The sequence below is a fragment of the Streptomyces sp. NBC_00726 genome, assembly GCF_045161735.1.
Lineage (GTDB): Bacteria > Actinomycetota > Actinomycetes > Streptomycetales > Streptomycetaceae > Streptomyces.
In genome coordinates, this window is record NZ_CP108983.1 from 4,229,587 (window position 1) to 4,252,851 (window position 23,265).

Below are 23,265 nucleotides of genomic sequence, written 5' to 3' on the forward strand. Positions count from 1 at the left end.
TCGCGACGATCCGATAACGGCTTCCGTACAGGTCTTTATCTGACATCTACGCGCGTTACGATCGCGGCGAAACCAGCGCCGGAAGAGGCGCTTCGGTCAGGTTTGAAGGAGCCTTCCCTTGCGCCGGGTATCCAAGTTCAGCGCCGCGATCGCCGTCACCGCGGCCCTCGCTCTCACCGCCACCGCGTGCGGCGAGTCGTCCGACGAGAGCAGCGGCTCGGACGACGGCAAGATGAAGATCGGCATGGCCTACGACGTCGGCGGCCGTGGCGACAACTCGTTCAACGACTCCGCCGCGCGCGGCCTGGACAAGGCCAAGGCCGAGTTCGGCGCCGAGACGAAGGAGCTCACCGCCAAGACCGGTGAGAGCTCGGCCGACCGCGACCAGCGCCTCCAGTCGCTCGCCGAGGGCGGCTACAACCCGGTCATCGCGATCGGCTTCGCGTACAAGGAGGCGGTCGACAAGATCGCGCCCAAGTACCCGAAGGTCAGCTTCGGCCTGGTCGACTCGGTCTCCGACGCGAAGAACGTCGCCAACATCGTCTTCACCGAGGAGCAGGGCTCGTACCTCGCCGGTGTCGCGGCGGCGCTGAAGTCCAAGGACGACAAGATCGGCTTCATCGGCGGCGTCGACCTCCCGCTGATCAAGAAGTTCGCGGCCGGCTTCCGCCAGGGCGTCCTGGACACCAAGCCGAAGGCCACGGTGCAGATCCAGTACCTGTCCACCGGCTCGGACCTCTCCGGCTTCGGCAGCCCCGACAAGGGCAAGGCCGCCGCCAAGGGCATGCTCGACAAGGGCATCGACGTCATCTTCGCCGCCGCGGGCGGCTCCGGCGCCGGTTCGATCGAGGCCGTCGCCGGCAAGAAGGGCGCCTGGTCCATCGGCGTCGACTCCGACCAGGCCAAGGACCCGGCCCTGTCGAAGTACGCCGACACGATCCTGACCTCGGTCGTCAAGAACGTCGACTCCGGCGTCTACGACCTGGTCAAGTCGGTCAAGGACGGCAAGCCGATCACCGGCACGCAGACCTACTCGCTGGCCAAGGGCGGCGTCAGCCTGACCCCCACGGGTGACCACCTCAAGGACATCCAGACCCAGCTGGACGAGGCCAAGAAGAAGATCGTCGACGGCACCATCACGGTCAAGACCACGACCTGATCCACCGTCGATCGGGGCCCGGCGAGCGGCTTCGGCCGCCCGTTCCGGGCCCCGATTCACGTACCCCCGGCGGGGTGGCGGCCACCTGTGATCAGGTGGCCAACGATTCGGCGACGCTACGCGCGTAGCGTCGGGACTGGAACCGGCCGGGCGCGATACGTTTTCCACCCCCCGCCTCCCGTCCTCACCGCCCCCGCCCTCCGCTCCTGCCAAGGAGAGTGCGCCATCAACGCGTCCAGCAGTCCCAACGCCGTGGAGCTCCGCGGTATCACCAAGCGGTTCCCCGGGGTCGTGGCCAACCACGACATCGACATCACCGTGCGCCGCGGCACCGTCCACGCCCTCGTCGGCGAGAACGGCGCCGGCAAGTCCACCCTGATGAAGATCCTTTACGGCATGCAGAAGCCGGACGAGGGCACCATCGCGATCGACGGCGAACAGGCCGTGTTCGCCAACCCGGGCGACGCCATCGACCGCGGCATCGGCATGGTGCACCAGCACTTCATGCTCGCCGACTACCTCACCGTCCTGGAGAACGTCGTCCTCGGCTCCGAGAAGCTGTACGGCATCGGGGACCGGGCCCGCGCCAAGATCCGGGAGATCTCCGAGGCGTACGGTCTCGGCGTCCGCCCGGACGCCATGGTCGAGGACCTCGGGGTCGCCGACCGGCAGCGCGTGGAGATCCTCAAGGTCCTCTACCGGGGCGCCCGCACCCTGATCCTGGACGAGCCGACCGCGGTCCTCGTCCCCCAGGAGGTCGACGCGCTCTTCGACAACCTGCGGGAGCTCAAGGCCGAGGGCCTGACCGTCATCTTCATTTCGCACAAGCTGGGCGAGGTCCTCTCGGTCGCCGACGAGATCACGGTCATCCGGCGCGGCACCACCGTGGGCACCGCCGACCCCCGCAACACCACGACCAAGCAGCTCGCCGAGCTCATGGTCGGCAGCGAACTCCCCTCCCCGGAGACCCGCGAGTCCACGGTCACCGACACACCCATGCTCACCGTGGACGGCCTGCGGCTCACCGCGACCGACCCGGACGGCGCCGTGCGCGCCGTGCTCGACGGCATCACCTTCACCATCCACAAGGGCGAGGTCCTGGGCATCGCCGGCGTGGAGGGCAACGGCCAGTCCGAACTGGTCGACGCGATCATGGGCATGCGCAACCCGGACGCGGGCGTCCTCACGCTGGACGGCGCGGACATCTCCCGCACCCCGACCCGCAGGCGTCGCGAGGGCGGCATGGGCGTCATCCCCGAGGACCGCCACCGGCACGGCCTCCTCCTGGAGGCCCCGCTCTGGGAGAACCGCATCCTCGGCCATGTCACCGAGCGGCCCAACAGCCGGGGCGTCTTCCTCGACATCAAGGCCGCCCGCACCGACACCGAGCGCATCGTGCGCGAGTACGACGTCCGCACCCCCGGGATCGACGTCACCGCGGCCTCCCTCTCCGGCGGCAACCAGCAGAAGCTGATCGTCGGCCGCGAGATGAGCCACAAGCCCAAGCTGCTGATCGCCGCGCACCCCACCCGGGGCGTGGACGTCGGCGCCCAGGCCCAGATCTGGGACCAGATCCGCGAGGCGCGCAGCGAGGGCCTGGCGGTCCTGCTGATCTCCGCCGACCTGGACGAGCTGATCGGGCTCTCCGACACCCTGCGCGTCATGTACCGCGGCCGCCTGGTCGCGGACGCCGACCCCGCGGACATCACCCCCGAGGAGCTGGGCTCGGCGATGACCGGCGCGGCCAGCGGCCACCTGGAAGCGCCGGAGGAGGGCGAGGCGTCCGCCGCGCCCGCCACGGACGACGACACCGACCCCCGCGAAGGGGAAGAGAACCGATGAAGAAGATCGACAAGGAGCGGCTGCTCCTGGGGATCGCGGCCCCCGTACTCGCGATCGTGGTCGCCTTCCTGGTGACGGCGCTCGTGCTCGCCGCCACCGGCAAGGAGCCGTTCAGCGCCTTCGGCATCATGTTCGACTACGGCCTGAAGTCGGACAGCCAGGTCTACATCCTCAACAAGGCGACGACGTACTACCTCGCGGGTCTCGCGGTGGCCGTCGGCTTCCGGATGAACCTCTTCAACATCGGCGTCGACGGGCAGTACCGCCTGGCCGCCTTCTTCGCCGCCGCGCTCGGCGGCGCGCTGACCCTGCCCGGCGCCCTCCAGATCCCGCTGATCATCCTCACCGCGATGATCGTCGGCGCCATGTGGGCCGGCATCGCCGGTCTGCTCAAGGTCACCCGGGGCGTCAGCGAGGTCGTCTCGACCATCATGCTGAACTCCATCGCGACCGCGGTCATCGGCTATCTGCTCCAGCAGAACCGCCTCGGCCACCTGGACGAGGCCGGCACCAAGATCTCCACCAAGCCGCTCCCGGAGTCCTCGCACTTCTTCGAGTTCCCGACCGAGCCGACGCCGATCTGGGGCTTCATCGTCGTCGCCGTCGCCGCCGGCATCGCGTACTGGTTCACCCTCTCCCGTACGCGCTTCGGCTTCGACCTGCGCACGGTCGGCCAGTCCGGCTCCGCCGCCGAGGCCAGCGGGGTCAACGTCCGCCGCATGGTCATCACCTCGATGCTCATCTCGGGCGCCGTCGCCGGCCTCATCGGCATGCCGACGCTGCTCAACGACAGCCACGAGTTCAGCGGCGACTTCCCGGTCGGCATCGGCTTCACCGGTATCGCCATCGCCCTCCTCGGCCGCAACCACCCCATCGGCATCGCGCTCGGCGCGCTGCTCTGGGGCTTCCTGGAGCGCGGCACCGGAAAGCTGGAGTTCGAGGGGTACGACAAGGAGATCGTCGGCGTGATCCAGGGCGTCATCGTCCTGTGCGTCGTCATCGCGTACGAAGTCGTCCGCCGCTACGGACTCAAGCGCCAGCAGAGCAAGGTCGGCGCGGAACTCGCCGCACAGGCCGCCCGTAACTCCGACCAGCAGGAGGTGTCGGCGTGACCGTCACGGCGACTTCCACCCCGCCCCCGGCGGCCCCCAAGGTCTCCGGCGGCAAGAGCGGGCGTTCCCGCCTGTCCTTCCCCGTCGTCCTGCTGATCATCGCGGGCGTCCTGCTCGCGCTGTCCGCCGTCCGCGCCATCACCGGCGCCCAGGACGTCACCTCGGCGGGCCAGATCAGCGCCGCGCTCGCCATGGCCGTGCCGATCGGCCTCGCCGGTCTCGGCGGCCTCTGGTCCGAACGGGCCGGCGTGGTCAACATCGGCCTCGAAGGCATGATGATCCTCGGCACCTTCTTCGGCGCCTGGGCCGGCTGGCAGACCAGCCCCTGGCTGGGCGTCCTCGCCGGTGTCGTCGGCGGCATGCTCGGCGGCCTGCTGCACGCGGTCGCGACCATCACCTTCGGCGTCGACCACATCATCTCCGGCATCGCGATCAACATCCTGGCGCTCGGCTTCACCACCTACTTCGCCAAACTGTGGTTCAACACCGGCGACGCGGCGGCCGCGGGCGGCTCCCCGAAGCAGTCCCCGCCTGCCGACGCGATCACCTCGGTGACGATCCCCGGCCTCTCCGACGGACTCCACTCCATCGAGAAGCACCACTGGTTCTTCGTCTCCGACCTGGCCGGCATCCTCGGCGGCCTCGTCACCAACCTCTCGCTGCTGACGATCCTCGCCGTCGTCCTCTTCGTCGGGACCTTCTTCGTCCTCTGGAAGAGCGCGTTCGGCCTGCGGCTGCGCTCCTGCGGCGAGAACCCGGTCGCCGCCGAATCGCTCGGCGTCAACGTCTACACGTACAAGTACATCGCGGTGATCGTCTCCGGCGGGCTCGCCGGGCTCGGCGGCGCCTTCCTCTCCCTGGTCACCTCGCACATCTACAACGAGGGCCAGACCGGCGGACGCGGTTACATCGGTCTCGCCGCGATGATCTTCGGCAATTGGCGCCCCGGCGGACTCGCCATGGGCGCGGGCCTGTTCGGCTTCGCCGACGCGCTCCAGCTGCGCAACGGCGGCGAGTCCGTCCACGCGCTGCTCCTGCTGCTGTTCGTGGTGCTCGTCGGTATCGCCGCGTGGAAGCTCTACCGCAAGAGCTGGACGCAGGGCGTCGTCAGCGCGGTCATCGCGGCCGTGGTCCTGGTCTGGTACCTCGGTACGGACAGCGTGCCCACGGAGTTCGTCAGCGCCACCCCGTACATCGTCACGCTGCTCGTCCTCTCGCTCTCCGCGCAGCGGCTGCGGATGCCGAAGGCGGACGGCATGCGCTACCGCAAGGGCCAGGGCAAGTGACGCCCCCGCCCTTCACCGAGGCCGACTGGGAAGCCCTGCGGGCCGCGGCCCGGGACGCCATGTCCCGGGCGTACGCCCCGTACTCCGGCTACCCGGTCGGCGTCGCCGCCCGTGTCGACGACGGCCGTACGATCACCGGCTGCAACGTCGAGAACGCCTCGTACGGCATCGGGCTCTGCGCCGAATGCGGCCTGGTCTCCCAGCTGCACGCCACGGGCGGCGGCCGGCTGACCCACTTCACCTGCGTGGACGGGGCGGGCGAGAGCCTGGTCCCGTGCGGCCGCTGCCGGCAGCTGCTGTACGAGTTCGGCGGACCGGAGCTGATCCTGGAGACCCCGGACGGCTTCCGCACTCTGGACGAGATGCTGCCCCAGGCATTCGGCCCGGCACACCTGGACTGAAGCCTTCCGCCGGGCGGGCCCTCGATACGGGCCCGCCCGGCACCTTTTCCCCTCTCTATGCGCGTAGAGTCAACGGGACCCACGCGTTTGTACGTACCGGCCGGAAGGACGCCAGACCATGGACGCCATCTCCGTCATCCGCACCAAGCGGGACCGAGGCGAGCTGACCCCCGAGCAGATTGACTGGGTCATCGACGCCTACACCCGCGGCGAGGTCGCCGACGAGCAGATGTCCGCGCTGGCCATGGCGATCCTGCTGAACGGCATGAACCGTACGGAAATCGCCCGCTGGACCGCCGCGATGATCGCCTCCGGCGAGCGGATGAACTTCGACGGCCTCTCCCGCCCCACCACGGACAAGCACTCCACCGGCGGCGTCGGCGACAAGATCACCCTGCCGCTCGCCCCGCTGGTCGCCGCCTGCGGCGCGGCCGTCCCCCAGCTCAGCGGCCGGGGCCTCGGCCACACCGGCGGCACCCTCGACAAGCTGGAGTCCATCCCCGGCTGGCGCGCCCACCTCTCGAACGCCGAGATGCTGGACGTCCTGGACACCACCGGCGCGGTCATCTGCGCGGCGGGCGACGGCCTCGCCCCCGCCGACAAGAAGCTGTACGCGCTGCGCGATGTCACCGGCACCGTCGAGGCCATCCCGCTCATCGCCAGCTCGATCATGTCCAAGAAGATCGCCGAGGGCACCGGCGCCCTGGTCCTGGACGTCAAGGTCGGCTCCGGTGCCTTCATGAAGACCCTGGACGACGCCCGCGAGCTGGCCTCCACGATGGTCGCCCTCGGCACCGACAGCGGCGTCCGCACGGTCGCCCTGCTCACCGACATGTCCACCCCGCTCGGCCTCACCGCCGGCAACGCCCTGGAGGTCCGCGAGTCCGTCGAGGTCCTGGCCGGCGGCGGCCCGAGGGACGTCATCGACCTCACGCTGGCCCTCGCCCGCGAGATGCTGGACGCGGCCGGCCTCAAGGACGCCGACCCGGAGAAGGCCCTCCGGGACGGCTCCGCGATGGACGTCTGGCGCCGCATGATCTCCGCCCAGGGCGGCGACCCCGACGCCACGCTCCCCGTCGCCCGCGAGCAGCACGTCATCAAGGCGTCCTCCTCCGGCGTCCTGACCCGCCTGGACGCCTACGACATCGGCGTCGCCGCCTGGCGCCTCGGCGCGGGCCGCGCCCGCAAGGAGGACCCGGTCCAGGCCGGCGCCGGCATCGAACTCCACGCCAAGCCCGGCGACGAGATCACCGCCGGCCGGCCCCTGCTGACGCTGCACACGGACACCCCGGAAAAGTTCGACTACGCCCTCAAGGCCCTCCCGGACGCCTACGACATCGAGCCCGCGGGCACGCCGTACACGGCTACCCCGGTGGTGCGGGAACGTATCGCCTGAGCTGCGGCTTTCCCAGGTCGGCGGCCTCCACCGCCTCCAGCCGCTCCGGCAGCCCGAACAGCGGGAACCACCGGGGCGTGTCCAGGAAGCAGTGGAGGCCCGTGATCGTGCCGTCCTGGATGTCGATGACCTGGACCGCCCAGGGGAGGAAGCCGGGGCCCTCCGGGTCGGGTTTGTAGTGGGCGAAGGCCGGGGTGCCGTTGGCGGAGGTGGCGAGGAGGCGGGAGCCGGCGCAGCTCGCGCCCAGGGACGTCATGAAGCCGGTGATGTCGTCGTGGCCCCGGAGCCACAGGTCGAACGGCGGCATCGTCATCACCGCGTCCTCGTGGAGGAGGGCGGTCAGGGCCCGCATGTCGTAGCCCTCGAACGCCGCCACGTACCGTTCGAGCAGGGCGGCCTGCTCCGCGTCCAGCGGGTCCGCCGCGTCGGCCGCCACGGACTCGTGGTCGGTCAGGGTCGCCCGGGCCCGCTGGAGGGCGCTGTTGACCGAGGCGACCGAGGTGTCCAGCAGCTCCGCGACCTCCGCGGCCTTCCAGGCCAGCACCTCGCGCAGGATGAGCACCGCGCGCTGCTTCGGCGGCAGGTGCTGGAGCGCCGCGACGAACGCCAGCCGCACCGACTCGCGCGCCACCGCCGCCTCCGCCGGGTCGTCGGCCGTCGGGATGATCCGGCCGTCCGGCATCGGCTCCAGCCAGGTGTTCTCCGGCAGCGGATTGAGCGCGGCCCGGGCGAGCGGCGTCGGCCCGGTCAGATCGACCGGCCGGGCCCGCCGCTTCCCCGCGCTCAGCATGCCGAGGCAGACGTTGGTCGCGATGCGGTACAGCCAGGACCGCAGCGAGGACCGGCCCTGGAATCCGTCGAAGCCGCGCCAGGCCCGTACCAGCGTGTCCTGGACCGCGTCCTCCGCCTCGAACGCCGAGCCGAGCATCCGGTAGCAGTAACCGGTCAGCTCGACCCGGTGCCCTTCCAGGCGGCTGTCGATGTCGCCCGGCGCCCCGGGCCCCGCCGCCGTCGGTTCACTCATCGCCGATCCACCCTGTCCCGCCGTGCGACCGCTCACTTCGTCCAGTACTCCGGAAGCTACAGCGGGGCACTGACAACGGGGTGGGCGAGCGGTAGCCGTCAGGTCCCCGGCTTGCGGCCGTACACGGAGACGTCGTCGCCGTTCCTCAGTGAATTCCAGTATGACTTCGCGTCCGGGGCGCGCATGTCGTGACCCGTACGCGCTCCGGAGTTCTCGTCAGTTCCGTACGGGCACCACGGCGGCGGGCCGCAGCCGTTCGGCGCGGGCGGCCCGCGTCCCGTACAGCGTGATGGATACGACTCCGAGGACCGCGAGCAGGCCCAGCGCGACCGTGCCCGCCCAGCCGCCGGTGTGGAAGGCCACCGCGCCGAGCGTGCCGCCCGCGCTGGAGCCGAGGTAGTACGCCGACTGGTACAGCGCCGACGCCTGGGCGCGGCCGGTCGTCGCCGTACGGCTCACCGAGGAGGAGGCGACCGCGTGCCCGGCGAAGAAGCCGGCCGTGATCAGCACCAGGCCGAGGAGCACGGCGGCCAGCCGGTCACTCAGCGAGAGCAGCAGGCCCGCGGCCGTCGTGGAGACGGCGAGGTACAGCGCGCCCCGCCGCCCCATCCGGGCGACCAGCCGTCCGGCGGCGGCGGAGGAGACCGTACCGACCAGGTACACCAGGAAGATCGAGCCCACGACGCCCTGCGGCAGGTTGAACGGGGCGTCCACGAGCCGGTATCCGATGACCGTGTACACGGCGCCGAACACCGTCATGAACAGCGCGCCGATCGCGTACAGCCGCCGCAGCAGCGGGTTGGCGAGGTGCGAACCGACCGTACGCGCGAGCGCCTTCGGGTTCAGGGTGCCCGGGGTGAAGTGGCGGGCGCGCGGGATCATGAAGTGGAAGACCACCGCGCAGGCCACGGCCAGCAGCCCGACCGCGCCGAGCGCCGCCCGCCAGCCCCACAGCTGCGCGACCCAGCCGGTGAGGATGCGGCCGCTCATCCCGCCGATGCTGTTCCCGGCCACGAACAGCCCGATCGCGGCGACGAGCGCCTTGGGCCGCACCTCCTCCGCCAGGTACGCCATCGCGGAGGCGGGCAGTCCGGCGAGCGCGGCGCCCTGGACCGCGCGCAGCGCGATCAGCGCGCCCAGCGAGGGCGCGAACGGTACGAACAGCCCGACCGTCACCGCGATCACCAGCGAGGCGGTCATCATCTGCCGCCGCCCGAACCGCTCGGACAGCGCGCTCATCGGCAGTACGCACAGCGCCAGCGCGCCCGTCGCGGCGGACACCGTCCAGCTCGCCTGCCCGGCCGTCGCGCCGAAGGACGCGGAGACGGCGGGCAGCAGCGCCTGCGTGGAGTAGAGGAGCGCGAACGTCGCGACACCGGCGGCGAAGAGGGCGAAGCTCATCCGGCGATAGCCGGGGCGCCCGGGTTCGAGCCGGTCGGTGGTGTCGGTGACGGGGGACGACGGGGTCGAGGCGGCCACGGTGAGGGTGGACGCCCCGGTACTGGCGGGAGGCATGCGTGAAACGTATGCCTCCCGCGATTCATGCGTCCAATGCACAAACAGCGAATAATCAATCCCATGGTGCATCAACGCAGCTCACAGCCACGGCTGTCACCGAGCAGTTACGAAGAAGACATCCGCGCGGTCCTCGCGCCGCGCCTCGCGTACTTCGAGGCGGTCGCCCGCCACGAGCACGTCACGCGCGCCGCGCAGGAGCTGGGCGTCCCGCAGTCCACGCTCTCGCGCGCGATGGTGCGGCTGGAGGACGACCTGGGCGTCGCCCTGTTCGCACGCAAGGGCCGCACGGTGTCCCTGACCCCGGCCGGCCGCACCTTCCTCGGCTCGGCCGAACGCGCCCTCGCCGAGGTGGAGAAGGCCGCCGACTCGGTACGTGCCGACGCCGACCCCACCGCGGGCAAGGTGGCCTTCGGCTTTCTCCACACAATGGGCTCCGAAACCGTCCCCGCCCTCATCCGCGCCTTCCGGGCCGACCACCCCCGGGTCCGCTTCCAACTCGTCCAGAACTACGGCGAGGCCATGATCGAACGCCTCCGCGCCGGCGGCCTCGACCTCTGCCTCACCTCCCCGGTCCCGGACGCCCCCGACCTGGTCACCCGCCGCCTGGACGAACAACGCCTCCGCCTGGTCGTCCCCGACGACCACCCCCTCGCCACCCGCCGCCGCATCCGCCTCGCCGAAGCCGCCGACGAAACCTTCGTCACCCTCGAACCCGGCTACGGCCTCCGCCGCATCACGGACGACCTCTGCGCGGCAGCGGGCTTCGCCCCCCGCGTCGCCTTCGAGGGCGAGGAGGCGGAGACCCTGCGCGGCCTGGTCGCGGCGGGCCTGGGCGTCGCCCTCCTCCCACCCCCGGCGGTGGCCCGCCCGGGCGTGGTGGAACTGACGGTGACGGCGCCGCGCGCGGTGCGCGAGATCGGGGTGGCCTGGCTGGACGGGCACCCGGACACGGCCCCGGTGGCGGCGTTCAAGAAGTTCCTGCTGGGGCGGCGGGGGAGTCTGCTGCCGGGGTGAGGTGCGGCGACCGGCCCCCGCCAGGTGGCTAGGGCCGGTCGCTCGGCGGTCGGTGAGGCGTTGGATTACCCGCGGCGCTTGGCGAGTTCGACGAGGCCGGTGAACCCGGCGGAGGAGAGATGCAGGTGCGGGCCGTCCGGGTTCTTGCTGTCACGGACCAGGAACTCGCCCGTGGTGTACGCGTGGTCCGGCGCCCATTCGACGCACTGCCCCCCGTCACCGCCGCTGTAGGTGCTCTTGACCCAGCGCACGGGCTGAGGGGCGGATGTGCTGCTCATTTGGCGTGGTCCTCCATGATCTTGCGAATCAGGGCCAGCGACTCTTCCTCGGACAGTGCCGCCATACGAAGCCGGTCCAAGGTGTCGATGGCTTTCGCCACCACGCTAGCCGTGTCGTCCATCTGCCCACCATGGGTGGGTGTTTCGGTGTAGACAGCGTGGGGTGCGCCGTTCAACGAGAGCAGCGTAAAGGGCAGGTTGCTGGGCGAGGCACCGGCTTTGTACGGGAGCACTTGGATCGTGACGTGCGGGGATGCCATCAGCACGGTCAGGTGCTCAAGCTGCGCGATCATGGCCGAGGGACCACCGACGCACGCCCGTAGGACGGCCTCGTGGATCACGACCCACAGAAGCGGCGGATCGGCACGCTCTATGACGGCCTGTCGCCTGACGCGCAGCTCCACGCGCTCCTTGATCTGATCCTCTGTCTCGCGCGGGTGAGCGGCACGGAAGACGGCGGCGGCGTACTCCGGAGTCTGCAACAGGCCCATGAGGAACGTGCACGAGTAGTCCGTGATCCCGCTCGCGGACTCCTCAAGGGAGATGTACGGAACGAACCACTTGGGGTGACCCCTCTTGCTCAGCCTGGCGCGGAGGCGAATGTACGTACCTGGCGTGCCCGCGACGCGGTCCATGGCCTGCGCGAACGCTTCCGACGCCAGCACCGCGCCGTTCTCGACCTTGCTGACTTGCGCCTGCTGATAGTGAAGCCGGTCCGCGAACCCTGTCTGCGACAGGGCCAACGCCTCACGCAGCGCCCTGACCTCCTCCCCGAAGTACGCAGCACCGTTCGAGGGCTCCCGATCCTGCTCCGCTTGTTCGCTCATCCGTACAACTCCCCGCTATCTCGCTTGCCTTGGAGTGCCCGCAGACTTGTCGAGCGTACGCTCATCGGTGGCGTGGAGTGAGTGATTCGTCACGCACCGCACGTGGGTGGGGGGTTGTGCGGCGCGGTGGGCGTGGCGCCGGGGGGGGCGTTCCCCGCGCGCGTGCGGGGAGCAGAACCCGACGCCGGCCACCGGAATCGCTCTCGCGGGACCATCCCCGCGCGTGCGGGGAGCAGCGGGAGTGGCCGACCGTCCGGATCCACTCGGACGGACCATCCCCGCGCGTGCGGGGAGCAGTCGCAGTGCTCCTGCGCGGCCTCGGCTGTGGTGGGACCATCCCCGCGCGTGCGGGGAGCAGATGCCCTGGCCCAGGTGGAGGCCGAAGCTGCGGGGACCATCCCCGCGCGTGCGGGGAGCAGTTTGAATTCGGGCATGCCGAATTCGTACAGGCGGGACCATCCCCGCGCGTGCGGGGAGCAGCGGCCTCAAAAACCAGTAACACCCGGGCCCCAGGGACCATCCCCGCGCGTGCGGGGAGCAGGCCCGGTAGGCCGCCGAGTTGGCCACCTGGGCGGGACCATCCCCGCGCGTGCGGGGAGCAGCCGCCAAGGCCCCGCAGCCGGTCGTCACCGTCGGGACCATCCCCGCGCGTGCGGGGAGCAGCAGCTTCTTCACGTCGCGCCGCTTCCACAGCGGGGACCATCCCCGCGCGTGCGGGGAGCAGCGGAAAGCGGAATGGCCGATACGCCCCGTGCGAGGACCATCCCCGCGCGTGCGGGGAGCAGAGCACCTTCAAGATCAGCACCCCCGTCCCCGAGGGACCATCCCCGCGCGTGCGGGGAGCAGTTGGTGACGAAGTAGGCGGCCTGGGCCTTGATGGGACCATCCCCGCGCGTGCGGGGAGCAGCGGTACGACGCCGCGCCGGCCACCTCCGTCCAGGGACCATCCCCGCGCGTGCGGGGAGCAGGGCGGGGACACCCGCTCGTTCTGGGACTCCTCGGGACCATCCCCGCGCGTGCGGGGAGCAGACGTGGGCGAAGTCGAAGTCGGTGGTGGCGGCGGGACCATCCCCGCGCGTGCGGGGAGCAGGGCCAGACCAACTTCCCGTCCGACGTGTCGATGGGACCATCCCCGCGCGTGCGGGGAGCAGGGACAGATCCTGCGCGGCCTCATCCCCCGCAAGGGACCATCCCCGCGCGTGCGGGGAGCAGAGCAGGATGACGACGATCGCGAGGGTGCTGATGGGACCATCCCCGCGCGTGCGGGGAGCAGAGGGGCGCCTGGTCGCGCAGAGCGTCCTCGGCGGGACCATCCCCGCGCGTGCGGGGAGCAGTGTCCACTTCGACACCCTTTCCGTCGAACACGAGGACCATCCCCGCGCGTGCGGGGAGCAGTCACGGACGCGGCGGGCCCCGTTGTTGGCGTTGGGACCATCCCCGCGCGTGCGGGGAGCAGTCTGCCGCAGACGCTCACAGCCCCGCACAGCCGGGACCATCCCCGCGCGTGCGGGGAGCAGCGGCTCCGCGTACGACCGGAGCCCGGCGGGTCGGGACCATCCCCGCGCGTGCGGGGAGCAGTTGAGCTCACGGTGCACGTTGGCCAGCTCCCTGGGACCATCCCCGCGCGTGCGGGGAGCAGCGCCAGATCGGCAGCGCCGTACAGAAGAAGGAGGGACCATCCCCGCGCGTGCGGGGAGCAGCGGAATCGTCTATGAATTCCTGATGCCGCGTAGGGACCATCCCCGCGCGTGCGGGGAGCAGACTGCGTGACCTGCGACTTTATTCGGCGAGGGTCGGGTTTCTGGCCACTTTCATGGAATCCGGCATAACGGTCCTAAGTCGCTCATCAGCTCATCAAGTGGATCAAGTTGAGAGGGGATTATATCCGTGAGTCATCCTCATGGTGGGGACTTCACCCCAACTACCCCTGAATCTCTGCAACTTTCATCGTATGAACATCTTGCCTTGCCCCCTCGTGTATTCATGATTCATGACCGCTGCAAGACACCCCAACCTCCGCGCCAGGCTCACCGCCCCCGCCCGTACCGTGTGGGCCAAGCACGATCGGGGTACCGACGGGTGGTTGCCGTTGTGGCGGCACATGGAGGACAGCGCAGCGGTCGCCGGGTTGCTTTGGGATACGTGGTTGCCCCGCAGCATCCGGGCGCTCGTCAGCTCGGGGCTTCCCGAAGGGGAGCGTGACGGGCGGCGGCTTGCCGTCTGGCTTGCCGGGGTCCATGACATCGGGAAGGCCACGCCCGCCTTCGCCTGCCAGGTCGATCCGCTCGCCGACCGCATGCGGGACGCCGGGCTGGAGATGCGCTCCGCCAAGGCCCTCGGCCCGGACCGCAGGATCGCCCCGCACGGGCTCGCCGGCCAGGCGCTGCTCGGGGAGTGGCTGCGGGAGCGGCACGGCTGGGCCGGGAAGCAGGTCGGGCAGTTGACCGTCGTCGTCGGCGGGCATCACGGCGTACCCCCGGAGCCCGGGCAGATCACCGCGTTGCAGAAGCACGGGCACCTCTTACGCAGCCCGGGCCCGAGCCGTGACGCCTGGCAGCGGGTGCAGGGCGAACTGCTCGACGCGTGTGCGGAGGAGTACCGCGTACAGGACCGGCTGGACGCCTGGCGGGACGTGCGGCTGCCGCAGACCGCGCAAGTGCTGCTCACCTCGGTCGTGATCGTCGCCGACTGGATCGCCAGCAACGCCGACCTCTTCCCCTACTTCCCACAGGACGCCGCCCGCAGCGGTGAGGAACGTGTCGCCGCCGCCTGGCGCGGGCTCGACCTCCCCGCCCCCTGGTCCCCGCTCGTACCCGCCGAGGACGCCCAGCAGCTGATCGGCTCGCGGTTCGGGCTGCCCGACGGGGCGAAGGCCCGGCCGGTGCAGGAGGCTGCCGTCGAGCTGGCCCGTTCCATGGGCGGGCCGGGACTGATGGTGATCGAGGCGCCCATGGGCGAGGGCAAGACGGAGGCCGCGCTCGCCGTCGCCGAGATCTTCGCCGCCCTCTCCGGTGCCGGAGGCGTCTTCTTCGCCCTGCCCACGATGGCCACCGGCAACGCGATGTTCCCCCGTCTGCTGGACTGGATCGACCGGCTCCCCTCCGCCCGCGGTGCGCGGCACTCCGTGCTCCTCGCCCACTCCAAGGCCGCGCTGAACGAGCACTTCGCCGACCTCATGCGCGACAGCGCCCAGCAGATCGTCGCCGTCGATCTCGACGCCCCGAAGACGCCGCACGCCGCTTCCGGCGAACTCGTCGCGCACGCCTGGCTGCGCGGCCGCAAGAAGGCCATGCTCGCGTCCTTCGTCGCCGGGACCATCGATCAGCTCCTCTTCGCCGGCCTCAAGAGCCGTCACCTGGCGATGCGTCACCTCGCCGTGGCGGGGAAGGTCGTCGTCATCGACGAGGCGCACGCGTACGACACGTACATGAGCGTCTATCTGGACCGCGTGCTGGCGTGGCTCGGTGCGTACGGGGTGCCGGTCGTGGTCCTGTCCGCGACTCTTCCCGCTCGCAGGCGGCGCGAACTCATCGAGGCATACGCGGGAGCGGCCGCGCGGGAGGAAGCGTTCGGGGCCGTGGCCCAGGCCACCGCCTATCCGTTGCTGACCGCCGTGAGGCACGGCGGCTCGCCGGTCATGCGCGCCCCCGGCGCCTCCGGGCGCGGCACGGACGTCGTGCTCGAACCGTTCGGCGACGACATGGACGTCCTGGCCGGCCGTCTCGCTCACGAGTTGGAGGGCGGTGGCTGCGCGCTCGTCGTACGCAACACCGTCAAGCGGGTGCTGGACACCGCGAAGGCGCTCAGGGCCAGGTTCGGCGACGAGAACGTGACGGTCGCGCACTCGTGCTTCGTCGATGTCGACCGGGCCGCCAAGGACGCGGACCTCCTCAAGCGCTTCGGGCCTCCCGGCATGGCGCAGGGCCGTCCTCCGGGCCCGCACATCGTCGTGGCCAGCCAGGTCGCGGAGCAGTCCCTCGACGTCGACTTCGACCTGCTCGTCAGCGACCTCTGCCCGGTCGACCTCCTGCTCCAGCGCATGGGCCGGCTGCACCGGCACCAGCGCGGCGTGGACCAGCGGGACCGTCCCGAGCGGCTTCGCCGTGCCCGCTGCCTGGTCACGGGCGCCGACTGGGGCGCCGAGGTGCCTGTACCCGTACGGGGGTCGGTCGCCGTGTACGGGGCGTATGCGCTCCTGCGGTCGGCCGCAGCTCTCCTTCCGCACTTGGAGCAGGGCGAGGAGCATCCCGTACGACTGCCCGACGACATCAGTCCCCTGGTTCAGGCCGCGTACGCGGACGGCACCGATGAGCCCGCCGGCTGGGCGGACGCCTTGACCGACGCGCGCGAACGCCATGAAGACCACCGCGCCGACCAGTCCGACCGGGCAGCCGTGTTCCGGCTGGGAAAGGTGGGCGCGGCCGGCAAGCCGCTCTTCGGGTGGGTCGCGGCGGGAGTGGGGGACGCGGACGACACCCCTGCCGGGCGTGCGCAGGTCCGCGACAGCCGGGAGAACCTGGAGGTCGTCGTGGTGCGGCGGAGGGACGACGGGACGCTGACGACCCTTCCGTGGCTCGCTCCCGACCGGCACGGCAACGCGCTCGGCGGGCTGGACCTGCCCAGGGACCAGGTGCCGACCCGGCGGGCGGCGAGGGCGGCGGCGAGTTGCGGGCTGAGGCTGCCGATGCAGTTCTCGTACGCCGACGTCATGGACCGGGCCATCGCCGAACTGGAGGAACTGTACGTACCTGCCTGGCAGGTGAAGGACAGTCACTGGCTCTCCGGCCGGCTGATTCTCGCGCTCGACGAGAATTGTCAGACCCACCTGGCAGGCTTTTCCCTGAGCTACAGCGAGAGCGACGGCCTTGAGGTGACCCGTGACTGAGACACATGAGAACGCGGCCCGCGCGCTGTCGTTCGACCTCACGACGGAGCCGTGGATTCCGGTTCTGCGTCTGAACGGCGAACACGCGGAGCTGTCGTTGCGGCAGGTGTTCGAAGAGGCCCGCAAGCTGCGGCGGATCGTCGGCGACCTGCCCACCCAGGAGTTCGCTCTGTTACGCCTCCTGCTCGCCGTCGCCCACGACGCACTCGACGGCCCCCGGGACACCGCGCACTGGGGGGAGCTGTGGGCCGACGACGACTGCTTCACTCCGGTCGGGGGCTACCTCGACGAGCATCGCGACCGCTTCGACCTCTTCCATGCCCGTACGCCGTTCTTCCAGGTCGTCGGGCTGAACACGGCGAAGGGCGAGGTCTCGTCCCTGAACCGCATCGTGGCCGATGTGCCCAACGGAGCGCCGTTCTTCAGCTCGCGGATGCCGGGCGCCGGCCGGCTGACGTACGCGGAATCCGCCCGATGGATCGTGCACGCGCACGCGTACGACACCTCCGGCATCAAGACCGGTGTCGTGGGCGACGACCGGGCCAAGAAGGGCAAGGTCTACCCGCTCGGGGTCGGCTGGGCGGGCAACCTGGGAGGTGTCTTCGCGGAGGGGGAAACGCTGCGGGAAACCCTCCTGCTCAACATGGTGTCGCCCGCGGACACCGCAGGTCTCAGGGACTGGGAGGCCGGCGACGACCTCCCCGCCTGGCGACGGAGGGCCTGCGGGCCGGGCGCGGAGCCCGTACGCCGTCCCACCGGTGTCCGTGACCTCTATACCTGGCAGACCCGGCGCATCCTGCTGCATGCGGACGGCGACGGCGTCCACGGCGTGGTCCTCGGCTACGGAGACCCGCTCACCGCCCGCAACAAGCACGGGTGCGAGCCGATGACCGCCTGGCGGCGCAGCAAGACGCAGGAGAAGAAGCACGGCGAGGCGACCGCCTACATGCCCCGCGAACACGACCCGGCCCGCTCGGCGTGGCGGGGGCTCGCCTCCCTGATCGCCGACAGGGGCGCACCCGCACAGGGAGCGGAAGCCGCCGACCACCTCCCGCCCAGGCTCTTCGAGTGGATCGCGCAGCTGGTGACGGACGGCGAGCTGGACGAGGGCCACCTGATCAGGGCGCGGATCGTCGGCGCCCAGTACGGGACGCAGCAATCAGTGATCGACGAGGTCGTGGACGACCACGTGTCCATGGCGGTCGTCCTGCTCCACGAGCGCAAGAGCGAGTACGCGGAGCAGGCGATCAGCGCCGTGACCGACGCCGACAACGCCGTCATGGCGCTGGGGGACCTCGCGACGAACCTCGCCCGCGCCGCCGGCACCGAAAGCGACGGCCCCCGGGCCACGGCACGCGATGCGGGATTCCACGTGCTGGGCACCCACTACCGGACCTGGCTCGCAGCCCTGGACGGCAGCACGGACCCGTACACGGCACGGGCCGACTGGCAGAAACAGGCGCACGAGATCGTCTCCCGGCTGGGCCATGACCTCATCGACCGGGCCGGCGATGCCGCCTGGCAGGGCGTGCTCATCACGGTCAAGTCGCGTACGGAATGGCTGAACGCCGGCCTCGCCGGCAACTGGTTCCGCCACCGCCTCGACAGCGTTCTGGGCCATCCCGGGGATTCCGATCAACCGACGGACACGGGCGGCGGACAAGAGGCCGCCACGCCCACCGCCGCGCTTGCCACCAAGGAACACGTATGACGACGATCACCACAACTCCGGTCACACCCCGAAAGCGAGTTGAAGAGCTCGCCGGTGAACGCATCGCCACCTACCAACCCGGATACCTCGCTGATCGGGCGAAGTCGGTGGCGGCTCTCGCCAGACTGCGGCGAGGTGCCGGGCAGAAGCTGGAGAGCTGCCCGGATCTGTGGGGCCTTGTCGACACCTCACCCCTGTATGAACCGCGCGAAGACGCCCGCGAGCTGAGCGAGCCCGAACTCGAACGCGCGGAGAACGCCCTCCACACGGCTCTCACGCTGTGGGCGCTGCACCAGCAGTCCCGCCGCGATGCGGGCATGCATGAACGGGGCGACCGCGGGAAGCCACGCGGGGTCGGTGCCGCGGTGCGCCGCATGATGAAGCCGGACGAGATCGACGACTCGCTGCGCAAACGGCTGGTCCGGGTCGGTACAGCGCCGGACCTGCCCACTCTCGCCCAGCGCTTGAGGGACATCGTCCTGCTCCTGCGGCGCGAGCGGTTGCCTCTCGACTACGCACTGCTCGCAGGGCAGCTCTACACCTGGCAGTGGCCGGACGGTCCCGACCGGGTGCGCAGGGAATGGGGGCGGTCCTTCCACGCCCGGCAGGTGGGCGAGCCGACCGACGGTGAGGAGCCGGGTGACGACGGACCGGTGGGCGAGTGACATCCGAGCGTTCCCCCAAGCCCGGTCCGGACTAACGGTGTTCCGCCGAACCGGCAGCACCCACACATAAGCCAGCACGACAAGGAAGCCTCGTGAACCGTTTCTACCTCGATGTCCATGCCCTGCAGACCGTTCCACCGAGCAATCTGAACCGGGACGACACCGGTTCCCCCAAGTCGTCGGTGTACGGGGGAGTCCCCCGAGCCCGGGTCTCCAGCCAGGCATGGAAGAAGGCCACCCGGGACTACTTCAAGTCCGAGCACCTCCTCGACCCGAGCGAGCTGGGTGTGCGGACCAAGAAGGTCGTCGAGGTGCTGGCCGGCCGCATCCGTGAGCACGACGCGGCCATCGCCGAGGACGAAGCCCTGAAGCTGGCGGCAGATGTCATCGTGGCCACCGGGCTCAAGGTCGAGGTTCCCAAGCGCAAGAGCTCGAAGAAGGCGGAGGCCGACGACGCCGAAGGCGGCGAAGAGACCAAGGAGGCGCTGCCCCAGGCCAAGTACCTCGTCTTCCTCAGCGCGCGCCAGCTCGACGGACTGGCCCGGTTCGCCGTCGAGGGCGCGGCCGACATCGCGGGGTTCCTGAAGGCCAAGGACAACAAAGCCCGGGTGAAGCAGATCGCGGACACCCTCCACTCGGTCGACATCGCGCTGTTCGGACGCATGGTCGCGGATGCCACCGACTTCAACGTGGACGCGGCGGTGCAGGTCGCCCACGCCATCAGCGTCCACCGCGTGGACAACGAGTCCGACTACTACACGGCGGTCGACGACCACAACAAGGACTCCGAGCCGGGCGCCGGAATGATCGGTACCGTCGACTTCAACTCGGCGACGCTCTACCGCTACGCGGCCCTCGGCGTCCATCAGCTGGCGGCCAACCTGGGGGAGGGACTTCAGGAGGACGATTCCAAGGTCACCCCCGTGCGCCGGGCCGCCGAAGCGTTCGTCCAGGGCTTCGTGGAGTCGCTGCCCACCGGAAAGATCAACACGTTCGGCCACCACACGCGGCCCGACGCCGTCGTCGTCAAGCTTCGCACCACCCGTCCCATCAGCTTCGTCGCGGCCTTCGAGGAGCCGGTGCGCGGAGACCTCGGCGGGCACATGTCCGAGGCGTGCGCGCGCCTCGCGGAGTACATCCCGGACGTCGAGCGGGCGTACGGCGACGAAGGGTCCACCCTCACGTGGGTGCTCCGCGTCGGTCCGAACACCCGGAGGCTTGCGGACATCGGCACGGAGTTCCGGACCATCGGCGAACTCGTCGCCTCGGTGGGCCAGGCCGTCGCCGAACGCCTGGAGAAGCCGGAATGAGCGTGCTGACCATGCGGCTGGCGGGCCCCTTGCAGTCCTGGGGTTCGTCCGCCCGCTTCACTCGGCGCACCACGGAATCGGCGCCCACGAAGAGCGGAGTGATCGGTCTGCTCGCGGCGGCGGCAGGCATCGAGAGGGGCGACGACGAGGCACTGGCCGCCCTGACCGGTCTGCGCTTCGGCGTGCGGATCGACCAGCCGGGCAGCCGTGTACGGGACTTCCAGACGGCACATCACGGGGTTACCGGCGCCTCCATGCCGCTGTCGGAACGCTTCTACCTGGCCGACGCGGTGTTCGTGGCGGCAGTTGCGGGCGAGAGCGGCCTTCTCACCCGCCTGCACACGTCTTTGCGGGCGCCGGCGTATCCACCGTTCCTCGGCCGTCGTTCCTGCCCGCCCGCGCAGCCGGTGGAGCTGGGCGTACGGGACGGGGACTCGGTCCAGCAGGTGCTGGCGGACGAGCCGTGGCAGGCCGCTGCCTGGTACCGCCGCCGGCACAGGGGCGAGACCACGGTGTCCCTGACGGTGCTCCGCGAGGCCGACGAGGAGGAGACCGACGCGGACCACCAGCGCGACCAGCCGCTCAGCTTCGCCGCCGAGCAGCGCCGGCACGCCCTGCGCACGGTGGTCAGCAGGACGGTGACCGTCCCCAACCCGGACGCCGCGCCCCGACAGACCGTACGACCCCGGCACGAGCCGTTCGACGCCTTGGGGGAGAGCGCCTGATGTTCCTGACCCGCTTCCGAATGAACACCGCGCGCACCGGCGCACGCCGTCTGCTGTCCTCCCCGCAGGTGCTGCACGCCGCCGTCATGGCGTCGTTCCCCGGACTCCTGCCCACAGAGGCGGCCGCCGCCGCAGACGGCCCCCGGGTGCTGTGGCGCCTCGACCAGAACGCGCGGGCCGAGGTGCTGCTGTACGTGGTCAGCCCCGACCGGCCCGATCTGACCCACCTGGTGGAGCAGGCGGGCTGGCCCGCGGTCGCCGACGCCCAGTCCCCGGGCTGGCAGACCCGGCCGTACGCCCCGCTCCTCGACCGCCTGGCCGAGGGACAGCAGTGGGCGTTCCGGCTGACCGCCAACCCGGTCCACGACATACGGCGTAAGCCGGACGAGCCCCGTAAGCGCACCGCCCACCTCACCCCCGCTCACCAGATGGGGTGGCTCCTCGACCGTCAGGAGCGCTGCGGTTTCCAGGTGGTCGAAAAGCCGCAGAGCGAACGCCTGCTCCCGGCCGGGACCACGCACCGGGGTCATGAGCACCACGGCGACCGGTACCGGCTGACGGTCGGCGACCGCCGGGGACTCGCCTTCGACAAGGGGCGGGGCGAGGGCAAGCGGCCCGGCCGCGTCAGCATCGTGACCGTGACGTTCGACGGCCGGCTGGAGGTGAGGGACCCGGCCGTGTTCCGGCGGGCACTCACCCAGGGAATCGGCAAGGCGAAGGCGTACGGCTGCGGTCTGCTGACGCTGGCGCCGCTCGACGGAACGGACTGAGCCGGTGGCCACGGTCTCCCAGCGCAACGCGCTCACGCCCCGCCATCTGACCCGTACCGGCGAACGGCTGTCCTTCGTCTACCTGGAGCGCTGTGTGGTGCACCGGGACGCCAACGCGATCACCGCCGAGGACGCGGAGGGCACGACGCACATCCCTTCCGCGACGATCGGGACGCTGCTCCTGGGGCCGGGTACCCGGATCACCCATCAGGCGATGAGCGTCCTGGGCGAGACCGGTGCCGCAGTGGCCTGGGTCGGTGAGCAGGGCGTGCGGTATTACGCGGGCGGGCGGGCTCTGACCCGCTCGTCCGCGCTCGCCGAGGCGCAGGCGGTCCAGTGGGCCAACGCCCGCAGTCGCCTGTCCGTGGCCCGTGCGATGTACCGGCTGCGCTTCCCCGACGAGGACCCCGAAGGGCTCACCCGTAAGGGGCTTCTGGGCCGCGAGGGCCGTCGGGTGAAGGACTGCTACCGGGCCGAGGCGGCTCGTACGGGCATCCGCTGGCGGGGCCGGAAGTACGTCCCCGGCGACTTCTCGGCCGGCGACGCGGTCAACCAGGCGATCACCGCCGCCGCCCAGTGCATGTACGGGGTCGCCCATGCGGTCGTGTCGTCCCTCGGGTGCAGCCCGGCCCTGGGCTTCGTCCACTCCGGCCACGAACTCTCCTTCGTCCTCGACATCGCCGACCTGTACAAGACGGAGGTCGGCATCCCGCTGGCCTTCGACGTGGCCGCGGAGAGCGAGGAGGACGTGGCATCCCGGACCCGGAGGGCCCTGCGCGACCGCATCAACGGGACCTCGCTGCTGGACCGGTGCGTGGACGACATCAAGGGCCTGATGGGCGTGGCCACGGCCCCCGCCGACCGCGACGTGGTCACGCTCCGGAGCGACGGCGGCGAGGAGGTCGCCGCCGGCCGGAACTACGGCGGTACGGACGCCTACGAGGCCGAGGAGCTTCTCTGGTGACGGTGATCGTGCTCACCAACTGCCCGGCCGGCCTCCGGGGCTTCCTCACGCGCTGGCTCCTGGAGATCTCGGCGGGCGTCTTCATCGGCAACCCCTCGGCGAGGATCCGCGACGTGCTCTGGGCGGAGGTCCAGGAGTACGCGGACCAGGGCCGCGCCCTGCTGGCCCACACCGCCGACACCGAACAGGGCTTCACCTTCCGCACCCACGACCACAAATGGCACCCCGCCGACTACGAGGGCCTGACCCTGATCCGCCGCCCGAGCGAGTCGGCGCCGAAGTCCCCGAAGCCTTCCGACGCGCCGAAGCCGGGCTGGAGCAGGGCGGCGAAGAGGCGCCGGTTCGGGAGAGGGTGAGCGGTTGGCCGCGGGGGCGCGG

Annotated in this window: 19 protein-coding genes, 1 pseudogene and 1 CRISPR repeat array; of the genes and pseudogenes, 15 read left to right on the forward strand and 5 right to left on the reverse strand. The window is 70.8% G+C overall.

Annotated elements, in window-relative coordinates; translation table 11 throughout:
* Positions 1–118: 118 nt before the first annotated feature.
* From OG338_RS19040 to OG338_RS19065, 6 genes are all read left to right on the forward strand, one after another.
* Entirely contained in the window at positions 119–1,159 is a 1,041-nt protein-coding gene (locus OG338_RS19040; RefSeq protein ID WP_405938455.1) for a BMP family protein, read from the forward strand.
* 252 nt (positions 1,160–1,411) lie between these two features.
* Positions 1,412–3,001: an ABC transporter ATP-binding protein gene (locus tag OG338_RS19045; protein ID WP_405938456.1), complete on the forward strand. Its 1,590-nt coding sequence runs from the start codon at positions 1,412–1,414 to the stop codon at positions 2,999–3,001.
* Positions 2,998–4,113 (forward strand): ABC transporter permease, encoded by a 1,116-nt coding sequence (locus OG338_RS19050; RefSeq protein ID WP_405938457.1) that lies wholly within the window; start codon positions 2,998–3,000, stop codon positions 4,111–4,113. The genes OG338_RS19045 and OG338_RS19050 overlap by 4 nt, the downstream gene beginning before the upstream one ends.
* Positions 4,110–5,399 carry an ABC transporter permease gene (locus OG338_RS19055; RefSeq protein WP_405938458.1) on the forward strand — a complete coding sequence of 430 codons (1,290 nt, stop codon included), beginning with the start codon at positions 4,110–4,112 and terminating at the stop codon, positions 5,397–5,399. The genes OG338_RS19050 and OG338_RS19055 overlap by 4 nt, the downstream gene beginning before the upstream one ends.
* Positions 5,396–5,800 carry a cytidine deaminase gene (locus OG338_RS19060; RefSeq protein WP_405938459.1) on the forward strand — a complete coding sequence of 135 codons (405 nt, stop codon included), beginning with the start codon at positions 5,396–5,398 and terminating at the stop codon, positions 5,798–5,800. Before OG338_RS19055 ends, OG338_RS19060 begins: the two co-directional genes overlap by 4 nt.
* A 118-nt stretch (positions 5,801–5,918) precedes the next feature.
* On the forward strand, positions 5,919–7,196 hold the full coding sequence (locus OG338_RS19065) for a thymidine phosphorylase (RefSeq protein ID WP_405938460.1): 1,278 nt from the start codon (positions 5,919–5,921) through the stop codon (positions 7,194–7,196).
* Here OG338_RS19065 and OG338_RS19070 read toward each other — a convergent pair.
* From OG338_RS19070 to OG338_RS19080, 3 genes and pseudogenes are all read right to left on the reverse strand, one after another.
* Complete coding sequence (locus OG338_RS19070; RefSeq protein ID WP_405938461.1) at positions 7,165–8,220, reverse strand: sigma-70 family RNA polymerase sigma factor; 1,056 nt, start codon at positions 8,218–8,220, stop codon at positions 7,165–7,167. The two genes, OG338_RS19065 and OG338_RS19070, sit on opposite strands and share 32 nt — an antisense overlap.
* A gap of 98 nt (positions 8,221–8,318) precedes the next feature.
* A pseudogene (locus OG338_RS19075) lies at positions 8,319–8,408 on the reverse strand (murein L,D-transpeptidase); the annotation flags it as partial.
* A gap of 28 nt (positions 8,409–8,436) precedes the next feature.
* Positions 8,437–9,735, reverse strand: coding sequence for an MFS transporter (locus tag OG338_RS19080; protein ID WP_405938462.1), 1,299 nt, complete (start codon positions 9,733–9,735; stop codon positions 8,437–8,439).
* Between the two features lie 63 nt (positions 9,736–9,798).
* Here OG338_RS19080 and OG338_RS19085 point away from each other — a divergent pair, with 63 nt between their 5' ends.
* Entirely contained in the window at positions 9,799–10,752 is a 954-nt protein-coding gene (locus OG338_RS19085; RefSeq protein ID WP_405938463.1) for a LysR family transcriptional regulator, read from the forward strand.
* A 65-nt stretch (positions 10,753–10,817) separates the two neighbouring features.
* Here OG338_RS19085 and OG338_RS19090 read toward each other — a convergent pair whose 3' ends face one another.
* Positions 10,818–11,030: a DUF397 domain-containing protein gene (locus OG338_RS19090; RefSeq protein WP_405938464.1), complete on the reverse strand. Its 213-nt coding sequence runs from the start codon at positions 11,028–11,030 to the stop codon at positions 10,818–10,820.
* Entirely contained in the window at positions 11,027–11,857 is an 831-nt protein-coding gene (locus OG338_RS19095; protein ID WP_405938465.1) for a helix-turn-helix domain-containing protein, read from the reverse strand. Before OG338_RS19095 ends, OG338_RS19090 begins: the two co-directional genes overlap by 4 nt.
* 207 nt (positions 11,858–12,064) lie before the next feature.
* Positions 12,065–13,618: direct repeats of the CRISPR family, unit length 29 nt; unit sequence GGGACCATCCCCGCGCGTGCGGGGAGCAG.
* Positions 13,619–13,847: 229 nt separating this feature from the next.
* Here OG338_RS19095 and cas3 point away from each other — a divergent pair.
* The 8 genes from cas3 to cas2e all read left to right on the forward strand — a co-directional run bounded on the left by cas3 (position 13,848) and on the right by cas2e (position 23,243).
* On the forward strand, positions 13,848–16,742 hold the full coding sequence (cas3, locus tag OG338_RS19100; RefSeq protein ID WP_405938466.1) for a CRISPR-associated helicase Cas3': 2,895 nt from the start codon (positions 13,848–13,850) through the stop codon (positions 16,740–16,742).
* Positions 16,735–18,453, forward strand: coding sequence for a type I-E CRISPR-associated protein Cse1/CasA (gene casA / locus OG338_RS19105; RefSeq protein ID WP_405938467.1), 1,719 nt, complete (start codon positions 16,735–16,737; stop codon positions 18,451–18,453). The genes cas3 and casA overlap by 8 nt, the downstream gene beginning before the upstream one ends.
* On the forward strand, positions 18,450–19,118 hold the full coding sequence (casB, locus tag OG338_RS19110) for a type I-E CRISPR-associated protein Cse2/CasB (RefSeq protein ID WP_405938468.1): 669 nt from the start codon (positions 18,450–18,452) through the stop codon (positions 19,116–19,118). The genes casA and casB overlap by 4 nt, the downstream gene beginning before the upstream one ends.
* A 92-nt stretch (positions 19,119–19,210) precedes the next feature.
* Positions 19,211–20,428 (forward strand): type I-E CRISPR-associated protein Cas7/Cse4/CasC, encoded by a 1,218-nt coding sequence (gene cas7e / locus OG338_RS19115; protein ID WP_405938469.1) that lies wholly within the window; start codon positions 19,211–19,213, stop codon positions 20,426–20,428.
* Entirely contained in the window at positions 20,425–21,153 is a 729-nt protein-coding gene (gene cas5e, locus OG338_RS19120) for a type I-E CRISPR-associated protein Cas5/CasD (protein WP_405938470.1), read from the forward strand. Before cas7e ends, cas5e begins: the two co-directional genes overlap by 4 nt.
* The gene (gene cas6e, locus OG338_RS19125) at positions 21,153–21,923 is read left to right on the forward strand and encodes a type I-E CRISPR-associated protein Cas6/Cse3/CasE (RefSeq protein ID WP_405938471.1); all 771 of its coding nucleotides are present in this window, start codon (positions 21,153–21,155) and stop codon (positions 21,921–21,923) included. The genes cas5e and cas6e overlap by 1 nt, the downstream gene beginning before the upstream one ends.
* Positions 21,924–21,927: 4 nt before the next feature.
* Entirely contained in the window at positions 21,928–22,887 is a 960-nt protein-coding gene (gene cas1e, locus OG338_RS19130; protein WP_405938472.1) for a type I-E CRISPR-associated endonuclease Cas1e, read from the forward strand.
* Complete coding sequence (gene cas2e / locus OG338_RS19135) at positions 22,884–23,243, forward strand: type I-E CRISPR-associated endoribonuclease Cas2e (RefSeq protein WP_405938473.1); 360 nt, start codon at positions 22,884–22,886, stop codon at positions 23,241–23,243. The genes cas1e and cas2e overlap by 4 nt, the downstream gene beginning before the upstream one ends.
* Positions 23,244–23,265: the final 22 nt, after the last annotated feature.